The sequence below is a fragment of the Denitratisoma oestradiolicum genome, assembly GCF_902813185.1.
GTDB classification, from domain to species: Bacteria; Pseudomonadota; Gammaproteobacteria; order Burkholderiales; family Rhodocyclaceae; genus Denitratisoma; species Denitratisoma oestradiolicum.
This window is the reverse complement of record NZ_LR778301.1, coordinates 927847-942950: the sequence shown is the minus strand read 5'-3', so window position 1 is coordinate 942950 and position 15104 is coordinate 927847. Positions and strand designations below refer to the sequence as shown.

The 15104-nt window shown below is 64.3% G+C and carries 10 protein-coding genes; 3 read left to right on the top strand and 7 right to left on the bottom strand.

Features of this window, described 5'->3' with window-relative positions; all coding sequences use genetic code 11:
• Positions 1–25: 25 nt before the first annotated feature.
• A complete protein-coding gene (gene cas3, locus DENOEST_RS04370) occupies positions 26–2758 on the bottom strand; it encodes a CRISPR-associated helicase Cas3' (protein ID WP_170228254.1) in 2733 nt (910 codons plus the stop codon).
• 157 nt (positions 2759–2915) lie between these two features.
• Here cas3 and mfd point away from each other — a divergent pair, with 157 nt between their 5' ends.
• From mfd to ppsR, 3 genes are all read left to right on the top strand, one after another.
• Positions 2916–6365 carry a transcription-repair coupling factor gene (mfd, locus tag DENOEST_RS04365; RefSeq protein ID WP_232096437.1) on the top strand — a complete coding sequence of 1150 codons (3450 nt, stop codon included), beginning with the start codon at positions 2916–2918 and terminating at the stop codon, positions 6363–6365.
• 10 nt (positions 6366–6375) lie between these two features.
• Positions 6376–7596, top strand: a complete 1221-nt coding sequence (locus DENOEST_RS04360; protein WP_145771565.1) for a DUF1015 domain-containing protein — start codon at positions 6376–6378, stop codon at positions 7594–7596.
• A gap of 188 nt (positions 7597–7784) precedes the next feature.
• A complete protein-coding gene (gene ppsR / locus DENOEST_RS04355; RefSeq protein WP_232096436.1) occupies positions 7785–8621 on the top strand; it encodes a posphoenolpyruvate synthetase regulatory kinase/phosphorylase PpsR in 837 nt (278 codons plus the stop codon).
• 89 nt (positions 8622–8710) lie between these two features.
• On the opposite strand, the gene DENOEST_RS04350 is transcribed toward ppsR, so the two are convergent.
• The 6 genes from DENOEST_RS04350 to lpxA form a co-directional block, all read right to left on the bottom strand.
• On the bottom strand, positions 8711–9544 hold the full coding sequence (locus DENOEST_RS04350) for an ABC transporter substrate-binding protein (protein ID WP_145771566.1): 834 nt from the start codon (positions 9542–9544) through the stop codon (positions 8711–8713).
• A gap of 201 nt (positions 9545–9745) precedes the next feature.
• Positions 9746–11701: a TonB-dependent receptor plug domain-containing protein gene (locus DENOEST_RS04345; protein ID WP_145771567.1), complete on the bottom strand. Its 1956-nt coding sequence runs from the start codon at positions 11699–11701 to the stop codon at positions 9746–9748.
• Positions 11698–12492 (bottom strand): TrmH family RNA methyltransferase, encoded by a 795-nt coding sequence (locus tag DENOEST_RS04340; protein WP_145771568.1) that lies wholly within the window; start codon positions 12490–12492, stop codon positions 11698–11700. The genes DENOEST_RS04345 and DENOEST_RS04340 overlap by 4 nt, the downstream gene beginning before the upstream one ends.
• Positions 12489–13052, bottom strand: coding sequence for a ribonuclease HII (rnhB, locus tag DENOEST_RS04335; protein WP_145771569.1), 564 nt, complete (start codon positions 13050–13052; stop codon positions 12489–12491). The genes DENOEST_RS04340 and rnhB overlap by 4 nt, the downstream gene beginning before the upstream one ends.
• Entirely contained in the window at positions 13049–14221 is a 1173-nt protein-coding gene (lpxB, locus tag DENOEST_RS04330) for a lipid-A-disaccharide synthase (RefSeq protein ID WP_197970518.1), read from the bottom strand. The genes rnhB and lpxB overlap by 4 nt, the downstream gene beginning before the upstream one ends.
• 72 nt (positions 14222–14293) lie before the next feature.
• On the bottom strand, positions 14294–15076 hold the full coding sequence (lpxA, locus tag DENOEST_RS04325) for an acyl-ACP--UDP-N-acetylglucosamine O-acyltransferase (RefSeq protein WP_145771570.1): 783 nt from the start codon (positions 15074–15076) through the stop codon (positions 14294–14296).
• Between the last annotated feature and the right edge of the window lie 28 nt (positions 15077–15104).

Sequence of the window (15104 nt, the reverse complement as noted above, 5' to 3'; positions counted from 1 at the left end):
ACCCCCTTCGTGTTTGTTGCGGCATTCAGTCGGCGTCATCATCCCCGCACTCTCGCGCGCCTATTGTTTCATCATATATCCAGCGACGGATATTTCCTTTCTCGTCTTCCGCTTGCCCTATCCATTTCCCGTCCACAAGCGCCAATGCCAACGGCACAACGAAGCGCGGCAAAGCCTCGCACAGCGTTGCCCACTCCGATTCGCTCATGCCTGCCGGGGCCAGCCCGGTTTTGAAACGGCGCAGGGAAAGGTTGATCTGGCTGTAGTGCTGGCGCTCCCGTTCGTCGCCCCCGGATTCCACCCAGGGCACAAGACCTGCCTCGGTCACCTTGAGCAGCAGCACCGTGCTTGAGGCTTCGCCCAAGCGTGTCGGCGTTTGGACTTCATCGAGCCAGAAACCCCAGGCATCGTCCCGATAGCCCCGCGAAACGTCGAGCGCATTGGAGACAGCAAGGGCCTGGTCGGCGAACTGCTTGCCCTCGGCCTCCAGACTCGCCCGGTCAAGACCCGATGGAAAGTCTTCACCGCTATCGCCAAAAACTGCTTCGATCATGTCGCGCGCATCGTCGGGCATGCGCCAGCCACGGCGTGCGCCGGGGCGGAACAGGCGCGCGCTGCGCCAAAGCTGGCCGTGATGGGGATACACCCTGGCCGACTTGGGAAACAGCGACTTGAGCCAGTTCGCCTCCGGGCTATCGACCGGTTCCGGCGCAAGAACGCATAGCGTCGCCGGACCACGCCGATCCACCTCTCCATCTGGTAGTCGGACGCCAAAACTATCGCGGGCATGGCGATGAACGCGCCCGGCGCGCTGGATCAGCAGGTCAATGGGGGCAAGGTCACTGACCATGACATCGAAATCCAGATCGAGGGATTGTTCGACCACCTGGGTTGCCACCAGCAGCCAGCCGGCCCGATCGACCGCCGCACCGACTTCTCCCTTGCCGAAACGATGCAGCACCTGACTTTCAATATCCAGCCTGTCCCCCAGAGCAAAACGGGCATGAAAGAGCATGACCTTGCCCATCAACTCGGGCTTGGTGCGGAGGCGTTCAAAAGCGGCCACGGCATCGGTAACGGTGTTTCGCACCCAGCAGGCACAACCACCGGCTAGGGCCGAGGCCACCACACGGGCTTCGGCATCCATCTCGCTGTGGAGCAGTTGGACCGCCACGTCCCGCGCCACATCGAGCCGGGTCGGCAAGGAAATTTCCACGGCGTCCTCCTGGCCGGCATGCCAGTGGGTCAGCAGGGGATAGGCGATGGATACGGGCGGCAAGGCGCCTCCGCCCAGACCGCGAGCATAGGCTTGCAGATAGTCGGCGCGCATGGTTTGCGGCAGCGTGGCGGAAAGCAAAATGGCGCTACCGCCGAGTGCGGCATGAAAGCACAACAGTTGTTGCAGCAGTTGCCCCATGTAGGCATCGTAGGCATGCACTTCATCGACAATCAGCACCCGTCGCGAAAGCCCCAACAACCGCATCGACTGGTGCTTGGCATGGAGTACCGACAACAAGGCCTGGTCCAGTGTGCCGACGCCGAGATCGGCGAAGAAGGTTTTCTTGCGGTTGTCCGCCAGCCAGGCATTGCAGCGGACAGTGGCCGGCTCTTCGTCATTGTCAAGCAGCGCTTCTTCCGGTGCGTACAACCCCACTGATTGACGAAACCCCGGTATCAAGTCCCGCGCACCATGGGCCAAAATCAACGAGGGGTGCTGATCGGCAGCGAAAAACCGCAGGGCGCAATCCCGCATCCGTGCGTACATGCCGTTCGCCGTCGCCATCGTCGGCAGGGCCACATAGATGCCTTCTGCCAGCCCCATCGCCTGCAGGCGATGGGCCAGCGTCAGCGCGGCCTCGGTTTTTCCCGCTCCGGTGACGTCTTCGAGAATCAACAACTGGGGGCCAGTGGCGAGGGTCAATTGTTCTGCCTCAGCCTGCAAGGGACTGGGGTTACGAATGAGCGGAAACAGAGCCGCCATACCTACCGTCGGATTGCTAATGGAGGGGTGCAACCCCCAACGGTCTAGCAATTGGATAGCGGTTTGAGTGGCCTCAACCCAGTAAGCCTCAAGAGATGTTTCATTACTTCTATAGGCGAAGCCACCGGAGGCAACCCAGTCGGCCAGGGTCGTCAAGCCCGCGATGAACCACGAAACACGGCGCAAAACGGGGAGCGGCACTTCGGTAACAGGTGCTCCAGACTCCACGCCTAAAAGTGTGGCAACCGCCAGGGTAAAAGATAGGGCGGCTTCTCTATCCTCGGATCGAAAGCTGTAACGTAATTTGGAGGGATCAAGCAAGACTGTGGGACGTCCGTGATGGCAGGTCACCGCTGCGCCCAGCTCCCACCAGCCGGCCCCGTCCAATCCCCACTGAGCGAGCCAGCCTTGCCGCTGCGCAAGCAGCGTAAGGTCTTCCGCAAAAAAGGCATACCCCGATTTGTCGTGCCTATCCTGGTAAAGCATCGTGGACACACGCCCCTGAAGTACTCGCTGAACCTCACCGACCTGCCCTTGAAAGCTATCCGAGAATTTTCCGAGATCATGCAGAGCGATAAGAAAGCTACACAAGCGCACACTTTGTGCCGGCGACAAACCAAGTTGGACAGAAAGCCACGTCAATGCCTGCGGATGAGCCTCCAGCCAGGTCCTCCCCACCGCAGCCACATCCAAGCAGTGGTAAACCAGCGGATGCCATTCCCATACACCATCCTCCCGCTGCCGCGTCTTGCCCCAATAATGGAATATCGAACTCATACGATGATCATATGCGAAGTGTGTGGCCACATTCTGAACGAGTAGTGGCCCACCAGATGAGCCTGTCGAAAATAATTTCATCCAGAACGAAAGGGAATCGTCGCCGGGAAGCACCCCCTTATAATCTGCTCCTCCCTTAGTAGTGCAGTTCCCTCCCGTGCCTGCCTCCCCCTCCCCGCTGCTGCCGCAGCTCTCCGCCCTTTCCCTGCCCAAGCCCGGCGCTCGTCTTGATCTGCCGTCCCTGGCGGGTTCCGCCGATGGGCTGGCGATCGCTCAACTGGCGGGGGCCGGACGGCCCCAGGTGGTGGTGACGGCGAGCCCCCTGGATGCTCAGCGGCTCCAGGAGGAGATCGCCTGGTTTGCGCCGGGGCTGCGGGTACATTTGCTGCCGGACTGGGAGACCCTGCCCTATGACGGTTTCTCGCCCCATCAGGATCTGATCTCCGAACGCCTGGCGACCCTCTACGCGGTAACTCGCGGCGAGTGCGATGTGCTGCTGGTGGCGGCCTCCACGGCCCTGACGCGGCTGGCGCCGCCGAGCTTCCTGGCGGCTCATACCTTTTTCATCAAGAAGGGTGACGCCCTGCATCTGGACAAGCTGAAGGAGCAGCTCACGGTGGCCGGCTACCAGCATGTGACCCAGGTGGTGGCCGCCGGGGAATACAGTGTGCGGGGCGGGCTGGTGGATCTGTTCCCCATGGGCACCGTTCTGCCCTTCCGCATCGAGCTGTTCGACGAGGAAGTGGAGACGCTGCGCACCTTCGACGTGGATTCCCAGCGCACCCTTTATCCGGTGCCGGAAATTCGCCTGCTGCCGGCCCGGGAGTTCCCCCTGGGGGAGGCGGGACGCAACAAGTTCCGCGCCCGCTTCCGCGAGACCTTCGAGGGAGATGCTTCCCGCATAGCCCTGTACAAGGATGTTTCCAGCGGCACCCTGCCGGCGGGCATCGAGTACTACCTGCCCCTGTTCTTCGACCAGACGGCGACCCTGTTCGACTACCTGCCTACCGACTCCATCCTGCTGCTGCACCGGGATGTGCCGGCCGCCATCGCCGAGTTCTGGGTGGACACCCGAAGCCGCCACAAGATGCTGGGGGGCGATCGTTCCCGCCCGGTGCTGGGGCCGGAAGAACTGTTCCTCAGCGACGAGCAGTTCTTCACCGCGACCCATGCTTACCCCACCTTGCGGCTGGGGGCGCGGGCCGAGGTCACCGATGTGTTGGCCGCTGCCCTGCCGGCGGTGGAGGTCAACCGCAAGGCGGATCAACCCCTGGCGGCGTTGAAGGGCTTCCTGCAAGGCTTTGCCGGCCGGGTGCTACTGCTGGCGGAATCCGCCGGACGGCGCGAGACCATGGCCGAATACCTGGCGGAGCACAGCCTCACGCCGACACCCTGTGCCGATTTCGCGTCCTTCATCGCCAGCGGGGAAGCCTTCATGCTGGGTACCGGCCCAGCGTCCGGAGGCTTCGTGCTGGCAGGTGCCGGCATCGCCCTGATCACCGAGAACGAGCTCTACGCCGCCACGGCCCGGCCGCGCCACAAGCGAGATATGGCCCGCCGCGCCAACCTGGAGGGCTGGCTGCGGGATCTGTCGGAATTGAAGATCGGCGATCCTGTGGTGCACGAGAATCACGGCATCGGCCGCTATCTGGGCCTGGCCCACATGGACTACGGCGACGGCGACACCGAGTTCCTGCACCTGGAATACGCCGAGGGCGCCACGCTGTACGTGCCTGTCTCCCAGTTGCAGGTGATTTCCCGCTACAGCGGCGCCGATCCGGAAGCGGTGGAACTGCATCGCCTGGGCTCGGGCCAGTGGGAAAAGGCCAAGAGAAAGGCCGCCGAACAGGTGCGGGACACCGCCGCCGAATTGTTGCATCTCTACGCCCAGCGGGCGGCCCGCCAGGGCCATCGTTTCGAGTTCAAGACCCACGATCTGGAGGCCTTCGCCGACGGCTTCGGCTTCGAGGAAACGCCCGATCAGCAGGCCGCCATCGAGGCGGTGGTGGCCGACATGGGTTCCGGCAAACCCATGGACCGGCTGGTCTGCGGCGACGTGGGCTTCGGCAAGACCGAGGTGGCCATGCGCGCCGCCTTCGTCGCCGTGGCCGGCGGCAAGCAGGTGGCGGTGCTGTGCCCCACCACCCTGCTGGCGGAACAGCACTACCAGAACTTCGCCGACCGTTTCGCCGACTGGCCGGTGAAGGTGGCGGAGCTGTCCCGTTTCCGCTCCGCCAAGGAACAGGCGGAAGCCATCCAGGGGCTGGGGGAAGGCAAGATCGACATCCTCATCGGCACCCATCGCCTGCTGCAGAAGGACGTGAGTTTTTCCCGCCTGGGCCTGGTGATCATCGACGAGGAACACCGCTTCGGCGTGCGCCAGAAGGAGGCCCTGAAGACCCTGCGGGCCGAGGTGGATGTGCTGACCCTGACGGCCACGCCGATCCCCCGTACCCTGGGCCTGAGCCTGGAGGGGCTGAGGGACTTCTCGGTAATCGCCACCGCGCCCCAGAAGCGGCTGGCCATCAAGACCTTCGTCGCCAAGTGGGCCACCAGCCAGGTACGGGAAGCCTGCCTGCGGGAGTTCAAGCGCGGCGGCCAGGTGTATTTCCTCCACAACGAAGTGGAGACCATCGAGAACATGCGGGAGCGGCTGGCGGCATTGCTGCCCGAGGCCCGCATCGTGGTGGGCCACGGCCAGTTGCCGGAACGGGAACTGGAGCGGGTGATGCGGGAATTCACCCAGCAGAAGCACAACCTGCTGTTGTGCTCCACCATCATCGAAACCGGGATCGACAATCCCCACGCCAACACCATCATCATCAACCGGGCCGACCGTTTTGGCGTCGCCCAGTTGCACCAGTTGCGGGGCCGCGTCGGCCGGAGCCACCACCAGGCTTACGCCTATCTGCTCACCGACGAGCACGCCAAGCCCACGGCCCAGGCCCAGCGCCGGCTGGAGGCGATCCAGGCCATGGAGGAACTGGGCTCCGGATTTTTCCTCGCCATGCACGACCTGGAGATCCGCGGCGCTGGCGAGGTGCTGGGGGAAAACCAGAGCGGCGAGATCCAGGAAATCGGCTTCGCCATGTACACCAACATGCTGAACGCCGCGGTGAAGGCCCTGAAGGAAGGCAAGGCCATTCCGGACCTGACCCAGCCCCTGGCCATCACCTCGGAAATCAACCTGCGCACCCCGGCCCTGCTGCCCAACGATTACTGCCCCGATGTCCATGAGCGACTGACCCTCTACAAGCGGCTGGCCAACTGTGAGGACGAGGAGACTCTGCGGGACCTGCGGGAGGAATTGGTGGACCGCTTTGGCGAACTGCCACCCCAGGGCCTGGCCCTGCTGGAGACCCACCGCCTGCGGGTTCTCGGCCGCCCCCTGGGAGTTTCGAAACTGGATGCGGGGCCCCAGTCCATCCAAGTACAATTCGTGCCCAATCCGCCCATCGATCCCATGGCCGTCATCCAGCTGATCCAGTCGGATCGCAACTTCAAGCTGGCGGGGCCGGATCGGCTGGTCTGGAACCGCCCCACCCCGACGCTCCAGGAACGGGCGTCATCCATCCGCGAACTGTTCGGCAAGCTTGCCGCTGCCTGAGAGGAATTCCATGTCCCTGATCAAACCCTTCCGTGGCCTGCGCCCCACCGCCGGCCGTGCCGCCGACGTGGCGGCTCCGCCCTACGACGTGCTCTCCAGCGAAGAAGCCCGGGTTCGGGCAGCCGGCAAGCCCTGGAGCTTCCTGCACATTTCCAAGCCGGAAATCGACCTGCCCCCGGAGACCGACCCCTATGCGCCCGAGGTCTATGCCAAGGCAGCGGAAAACCTGGGCAAGATGATCCAGGCCGGGGTCCTCGCCCAGGATGACGGCGAGTGCTACTACGCTTATCGGCTGACCATGGGCAAGCATGTGCAGACCGGGCTGGTGGCCGCCGCCTGCGTGACCGACTACGACAGCAACCGCATCCGCAAGCATGAGTTCACCCGCCCCGACAAGGAAGACGACCGGGTGCGCCAGATCGAGGCCCTGAATGCCCAGACCGGGCCGGTGCTGCTGGCCTATCCCGGCAGTGCCCGGGCCGACGACTTGCTGGCCCGGGCCTCGGCCGGGACGCCGGATGCCGACGTGACCGCCGATGACGGCATCCGCCACACCCTCTGGGTGGTGCGGGATGCGGAACTGATCGCCGCCATCGGCGCCGCCTTCGACGCCATGCATGCGCTGTACATCGCCGACGGCCACCATCGTTCCGCCGCCGCCTCCCGGGTGGCGGCCGCCCGGGGCCGGGCCGGTTCCAGCGGCTACTTTCTGGCGGTGATCTTCCCCCACCACGAGATGAAGATCATGGATTACAACCGGGTGGTGAAGGACCTCAACGGTCTGTCCGAAACCGATTTCCTGGCCCGGCTGACAGGCGCCTTCAAGGTGGAAGCAGCCCCCGCCGCCGTGCATCCGGCCCAGCCCGGCGAGTTCGGCCTCTATCTGCCGGGCCGCTGGCTCAGGCTGACCATCAAGCCGGAGTTGATCCCCGCCACCGATCCGGTGGCACGCCTGGACGTGAGCCTGCTCTCCGACCATCTGCTGGGACCGGTGCTGGGCATCGCCGACCTGCGCCGGGACAAGCGCATCGACTTCGTCGGCGGCATCCGCGGCCTGGGGGAACTGGAAAAGCGCGTGAATAGCGGCGAGATGGCGGTGGCCTTCGCCCTGCATCCGACCCGCATGGAAGACCTGATGGCCGTGGCCGACGCCGGCGAGGTCATGCCGCCCAAGTCCACCTGGTTCGAGCCCAAGCTGGCCGACGGCCTGGTGTCCCACGTACTGGACTGAAATGAACCTAACGCGCATAGTCGCCAGCACCACCCCCGAGGATGAAAATGCGCAAAGGCCAATTGAACGCCCCCCACCCCCATCCCCGCCCCGGGGCGGGGCTATTCATCGGCTCGCTACGCTCGTTCGTCACACTCGGCTCCGTTACTACTTTTTCACGTTAAAAACCGTAAATTGAGGTTTAAAGGATGAACATGCCCACCTCGGTCATGCGTACGGTTTTCTTCGTCTCCGACGGCACCGGCATCACCGCCGAGACCCTGGGCCACAGTCTGCTGTCCCAGTTCGAGGGCACCCATTACCGCCAGGTGCGGGTGCCCTTCGTGGATTCTCCGGAAAAGGCCCGGGACTGCGTCCAACGCATTCAGGAGGCCGGTCAGCGCGACGGCCTGCGGCCCATCGTCGTATCCACCCTGGTGTCGGCGGCAGCGGCGGAAGCCCTGCTGGAGACGGATGCGCTGGTGCTGAACCTTTTCGCCACCTTCATCGAACCCCTGGAACAGGAACTGGGCTGCAAGGCCTCCCGGACTATCGGCCAGTCCCACGGCCGGGCCAATTCCGAGGACTACGCGGCCCGTATCGAGGCCGTCAATTTCACCCTGGCCCACGACGACGGCGTCTCGGATGTGGATCTGGACAAGTCGGACGTGATCCTGGTGGGCGTTTCCCGCAGCGGCAAGACCCCCACCAGCCTGTATCTGGCGCTCCAGTTCGGCATCAAGGCGGCCAACTACCCCCTGATCCCCGAGGACTTCGAACGCAACCGGCTCCCCGGCGCCCTGGCACCCCATCGCCACAAACTCTTCGGCCTCAGCATCAGTCCGGACCGCCTGACGCAAATACGTCAGGAGCGCCGGCCCGACAGCCGCTACGCGGCCCTGGAAAACTGCCGCTGGGAAATCGACCAGGCCCAGAAACTGATGCGTCGGGAGGGAGTCCGTTGGCTGGACTCCACCACCAAGTCCATCGAGGAAATCGCGGCAACCCTGATGCAGACGGTCAAGCTGGACCGCCACACGTTTTAACGAAAAAGCATCAACGGAGCCGGGGGTAACCGTCGCGCGCAGCGAGCCGTATCGACCCCCCCGGAGGGGGGCGAAGGGGGGCGAGCCTTTTACTCCCGCATCTGCCGCAAGCGGCCTTCCAGATCCACCGCCAGGGGTAGGGTCAGTCCCAGGGAGCGGGCCACCGTGTCGTTGATGCGTACCGTGTAGTAACGGGGTACCTGGGTTGCTGGCAGGGCCTTGCCCTGGCGATAGGCCAGAATGGTCTCGAAAGCCTGCTGGGCGATCTGTTCCGGGGTGGCGTAGATGGCCAGGATGGCGCCGGCCTTGAGGTAGCTCTCGGAATAGCCAATCACCGGAACACTGGCCCGGTAGGTCAAGAGCAGCAGGGGCTGCACGGTGTTTGCGGTATGCACCACCGGATCGGGCATGGCCAGAAAGACCGCGGACTGCCGTACCAGCCGCTCCACCGCCGGTCCCACCTCGTTTTCGGCCTCGACCATTTCAGAGACCAGACGCAGGCCCCGCTCGGCCGCGCTGGCTTCGAAACGTCCTAACTGGCCCCGGGACTGAGGCCCCACCAGGGTACTCACCGAGGCCAGCATGCCCACGGCGGTGCGCTGGGGCATGGCGGCCTGGATCAGATTGAAAATCCGGCCCGGCGGCATTTCCAGATGAATGGCGGCAACCTGCCCGCCAGTCCGGTGGTACTCCTCGAAAGCCGGCCGGGTCGGCGCGACGGCCAGGACCGGCCCTTCCATCTCAGCTTCCGCGCCATAACTGCGCCAGGCCTTGGCGCCGACCGTCACCGTCAGGCGCCGCCCGCTTGCCCCAGGAGCCCACGGCTCCTGGGTGATCGCCGGTTCCGCCTGGCGCAGCAAGGCCTCCAGGCGGACGCCGGCGCGCTGGGCATAGCTGTTGTCGTCGCTGACCAGAAGTCGCACGGCAAAGCCGTCCCCTGCCCCGGCGGGCAGGGGAAGCAAGACAGCAAGAAGAAATAAAAACCGGAAGGAAGCCACCACGGGAATCGCACGAGTGCAATAAGCTAATGGAGTTCCCGATTGGATTCGCCTGACGATGAATGGTTCATATTATCCTCCGTCCAATCGGATGCCCGTGGCATTCGATACTACACCGGCAGAGGGTCAATATTCCAATGAAAAATGGATAAAGCTGGTTCGTGTCGGTATGTTATCCGGCGTCCCCAGAATGCCCAGGTAATACTCTCGATGGTGCCCCAGGGCGTTCTGCATCACCCAGGCCAGCTCGGCCCGGTTCGGCCCCAGATTGAGGCGCTTGGCCAGGCGCAAGTTCAGATAATCGATGGCCGGCATGATGCGTTTCTTCTGGCCGGCATCAAGCCAGAACATCTTGCTGACGCGCTGGTAATTGAGGGAGAAATCCATAGTCTGGGGTAGGGTCTGATCCCAGAACATGGACAGGGTATTGGATGGCACGCTGATGCTGTAGGCGCCCCCCAAGTCGGTAGACTTCACCTGATTGCCCGCGTAGGCCAGGCGCAGACGGGTGCCGTCCATGGGCTCCCAACGCAGTGTCAGATCGCCGCCTTCCACATCGACATCGTCCTGGTTCACTATGTCCTTGTTGACCATGCCGGTCAGGCCCCGGTAGCGGTCGCGGAACCAGCGCATGTCCAGAGTAAGGTGTGCCGGCGTGTATTCGAAGGCATAGCCCAGTTCCTGGGAAACTGCGGACTCGCTATCCACCACCCCGGTACTCTGGCGGTACTGGATACGGCCGAACATGGGCACATCGTAATAGTAATTCGCATATTTCTCGAGCATCGTCGGGGTACGCTGGGCACGGCTCACACTGGCCCGCAGCACATGACCGGAAACCGGCTCGTAAGTCAGCGCCACCTTGGGCGACCAGGCGGTGCTGGCCAGGGTATTGCGCTCGACCATGGCTGCCGTGTGCAGGGTCCATTGCGGGTCCATCTGCCATTCCAGGCTGGCAAAACCCCGGGTCAGGAGGCCGGTCTTCTCGCTACGGGTGGCCATCAGCCGCGAAGAAACCACGCTATCGCGCCGAGACTCAAGGCCCCAGACCGAGCGCAGGTCCTGGCTCAGGCGCAGGGTCTGCTGGAATTCAACGCCGTCCCGCTGGTTTTCGAAATCAATATCGATCAGGTAGGGCAAGGGATTGGCAAAAGGCCCCACGTGGGGCAGGGAAAAGGTGTCCCGCAGATCCACGCCGACATGGTTCATGCGACGAAACTGCTGATGGTAGTACTGGAGCCAGAACTCGTTATCCGCCGATTCGGCCCGGGTCCAGCGCATCTGAAAATCCATGCCCCGACCATATTCAGTGTGGGGTTCCATGGCATCGCCCTTGATCCGGTAATCCCCCACGTCCTTCTCCACATTGCTCAAGCGGGAGGTGAGTTGCAGGGCATTGCTGCCATCGATGCGGTACTCGGCCCGCAGGTTGGCATAGCTCAGGCGCTGGCTGTCGGGACGAGAGGTATAGCCATTCGTGGCCCGCTGGCCGATGCTGGCGCGATAGGTCCAGTCGGCGGCGGAACCGCCGTGGCTGTAGGCAATGTCGGCGGTCCCGCCCTGACCCATGTTGCCGGAGATGCGGGAGCCCCGATCTGCCGCCGGCTCCCGGGTGATGATGTTGATCACCCCGGAAAAGGCATTGGGGCCAAAGAGGGCCGCATTGGGACCACGGATGACCTCGATCCGCTCCACATCATCCAGTCCGATGGGCAGATCGGCCCATTGCATGCCGCCCCACAGGGGTGTGTAGACCGAAACGCCATCGAGCAGCACCTGCAAGGCGGACACATAGACCCCGGACATGCCCCGCAGGGAAACCACCGGCCAGTTGCCGTCGTTGTAGCCCACCACGGCCCCCGGCACGAAGCGCATCAGGTCGGCGATCTGGCGGGCGCCGGATTTCTCGATCATGGCCCGGTCGATCACGGTTACCGCCGAGGGCGCCCGCAACTGGGACTGTTTCATGCGGGAGGCGGTCAACACCACCGGGAAGTCGGTACTGTCGGCGTCCTGTGCCCAGGACGGCAGTATGGACAACACTGGCACCAATGCGGCCAGGGATCGGACAAGATTATTCATGCAGAGCTCCCAAATACGTTGCCGTTCTGGCGAACGGATTCATAGATGCAGATGGCGGCCGCAGCCGCCACGTTCAAGGATTCCATTTCTGAAATCAGGGGTATGGTAACCCGGCCCTGGGCCAGGCTTGCCAGGCTGGAATCGACGCCGCGCCCTTCGCTACCAAAGAGCCATGCCACGGAACCCCGCAGGTCCAGGGCGTAGAGGGATTGCCCGCCCTCGACAGCGGTGGTCAGCACCCGACCGGGATAGCCTCGAATCACCGCCGCCAGATCGGCCCGCTCGCGGATCGCCAGGGAAAAATGGGCACCCTGACCGGCCCGCAATACCTTGGGGGTCCATACCCCGGCGCAGCCCGGCCCCAGGAAGATGTCCCCCAGGCCCGCCGCCGCCGCAGTGCGCAGGATGGAGCCCAGGTTGCCGGCATCCTGCACTGCGTCCAGCAGCAGGCAACTGCCCCGGGCCGGGCCGGGCGGAGTCGCCGGTATGTCGATCAGAGCAAGGATGCCCACCGGTGCCGCCGTGCCGCTGATCTCCCGAAACAGGCTGTCCTTCAGGCAGAGGGTCTCCTGGCCCGGATGCAGGGCCAACAGGGCCTCCAGCTCCGGCTTGTCCAGGCCCGATTCGCTGACCACCAGCAGGCGGGGCAGCCCCACCCGCTGCCGGTAGGTGGATACGAGATGAGGGCCGTCGAGCAGGGTCCGCCCCTGGCGTCGCTGCTCCCGTGCATCCTCGGCCAGCAGGCGCAACTGCCGGACGGTGGGATTGTCGCGGGAGCTGAGGGTTTTCATGGGGCGCTCAACAACTGCCGCACCGGGCCGAAGGTTCGGCGATGTATCTCGCTCACGCCATGGGCGCGTAGCGCTGCCAGATGGGCGGCGGTGGGATAGCCCTTGTGGGCGTCGAAACCGTATTGGGGATAACGGGCGTGCATTTCCAGCATTTCGGCATCCCGAGCCACCTTGGCCAGAATGGAGGCGGCGGAAATCTCGGCCACGCTGGCATCGCCGCCGACGATGGCCCGACTGGGCACCGCCAGGATGGGACAGCGGTTGCCATCCACCAGCACCTCCCCCGGGGTGATCGCCAACCCCTCGACTGCCCGGGCCATGGCCAGCAGGGAGGCCTGGAGAATATTGATACGATCGATCTCCTCCACCGAGGCCCAGGCCACCTGCCAGGCCAGGGCCTTTTCCCGGATTTCCAGGGCCAGGTGTTCCCGCTTGCGCGCGCTGAGTTTCTTGGAATCGGCCAGACCGGCGATGGGACGGGAGGGATCGAAAATCACCGCGGCGGCATACACCGCGCCGGCCAGGGGGCCGCGCCCCGCCTCATCCACCCCGCAGATCATCCCGACGCTCCCTGACCCAGATAAGGCAGGATCGCGGCGGCGGCCTTTTCCACCGTGTTCTGGCGCAGAGTACGATGAATGACGGTGAACACGGCTTCGATCCGGGTCGCCACTACGGGATCGCTGACCTGGTTGCCCAGGGCCTGGGCCAGGTTTTCCGGTGTGGCCTCGTCCTGGAGAAACTCCGGCACCACGAAGCGGCCCGCCAGGATGTTGGGCAGCCCCACCCAGGGCTGGTAGCGCATGCGCCGCATCAGGCGCCAGGACCAGGGGGACATCTTGTAGGCGATCACCAGGGGGCGTTTCATCAGAGCTGCCTCCAGGGTGGCCGTGCCGCTGGCCACCAGCGCTCCATCGCAGGCCGCAAGAGCATCCGGGGCATGACCGAAGAGCAGCTTGAACGGCAGGTCCTGGGCGCCCAGGCGCCATAGAGCCGCTTCGAAGAGATTGCGTGTTTCCCGTGTGGCCAGTGGCACCAGAAAACGTGCCTGGGGGAAGCGCTCTAGCAGTCGCTTGCCGGTCTCGATGAAGGTCTCGGCCATGTACTGCAATTCCGACTGACGGCTGCCCGGCAGCAGGGCGAAGAGGGGACCGCCGCCCTCTTCCAGCCCCAGCCGCTCCCGGGCCAGGCGACGGTCCACCTGGATGGGATAGACATCGGCCAGGGGATGGCCCACGTAACTCACCGGCACCCGGTGGCGCTCATAGAGTTCCGGTTCGAAGGGAAACAGGGCCAGCATCCGGGTGACGGAACGGGCGATATGGCGAATCCGCCCCCCCCGCCAGGCCCAGACTGACGGACTGACGAAATGGATGGCGGGAATCCCCGCCGACTTGAGCCGCCGCTCCAGCCAGAGATTGAAGTCCGGCGCATCCACACCGATGAAGACATCGGGCTTGTCCCGCTTCAACTGTTTCAGCAACTGACGACGGATGCCGGTGATCTCCCGGTAATGGCGCAGGACTTCGGCATAGCCGCGCACTGCCAGCTTTTCGGCCGGCCAGAGGGACTCGAAGCAGGCCGCCTGCATCTTGGGGCCGCCGATGCCGTAGAAACGGGCATCGGGAAGATGGACCTGCAGGGCCTTGATCAGGTGGGCGGCGAGCAGGTCGCCGGAAGCTTCGCCGGCCACCAGAGCAATTCTGGGGGCGATTCTGGATGGATTCATATTGAGCGGAATTCTCGCCTATCGGCAAGGGGCCTGAAGGCGCCAAAAGGCGGGGAAACCCGCCTGTTACCGTCAGCGCACGATGCCCCGTCCCGGCTCGGCCAGGAAGCTTGCCAGGATTTCCAGGGCCGGCTGGCCCTGGGCTTCGCCGGCGATGGCGGCCCGGGCCTCGTCCAGCTTGAGGCCAGACTTGTAGAGAGTCTTGTAGGCGCGGCGGATCGCGGTGATTGCCTCCGGAGCGAAGCCCCGCCGCTTCAGGCCTTCGCTGTTGATGCCATGAGGCTCGGCCGTGTTGCCCGAGGCCATCACGTAGGGCGGCAGGTCCTGCAACAGGATGGAACCCATGGCCGTCATGCTGTGGGCGCCGATGCGCACGAACTGATGAACCACCGTGAATCCGCCCAGGATCACCCAGTCGCCGACGATGGTGTGGCCGGCCAGTTGGGCGTTGTTGGCGAAGATGGTGTTGTTGCCCACCTGGCAGTCATGGGCCAGATGCACATAGGCCATGATCCAGTTGTCGTTGCCCAGCCGGGTCACCCCCACATCCTGAGTGGTGCCCCGGTTGAAGGTGCAGAACTCGCGGATCACGTTGCGATCGCCGATCTCCAGGCGGGTGGGCTCGCCGGCGTATTTCTTGTCCTGGGGCGCGGCGCCGATGGAGCTGAACTGGAAAATCTGGTTGTCGCAACCGATGCGGGTATGGCCCTCGATCACCCCATGGGGACCGATCCGGGTGCGATCCCCGATCTCAACGTACTCGCCGATGATGGAGTAGGCGCCGACCTCGACACCCTGTCCCAGCTTTGCGCCAGGATGGACGATGGCCGTGGGATGTATCCCCGCCCCGCTCATTGGACTACCCTCCCCCCGACCCCCTCCC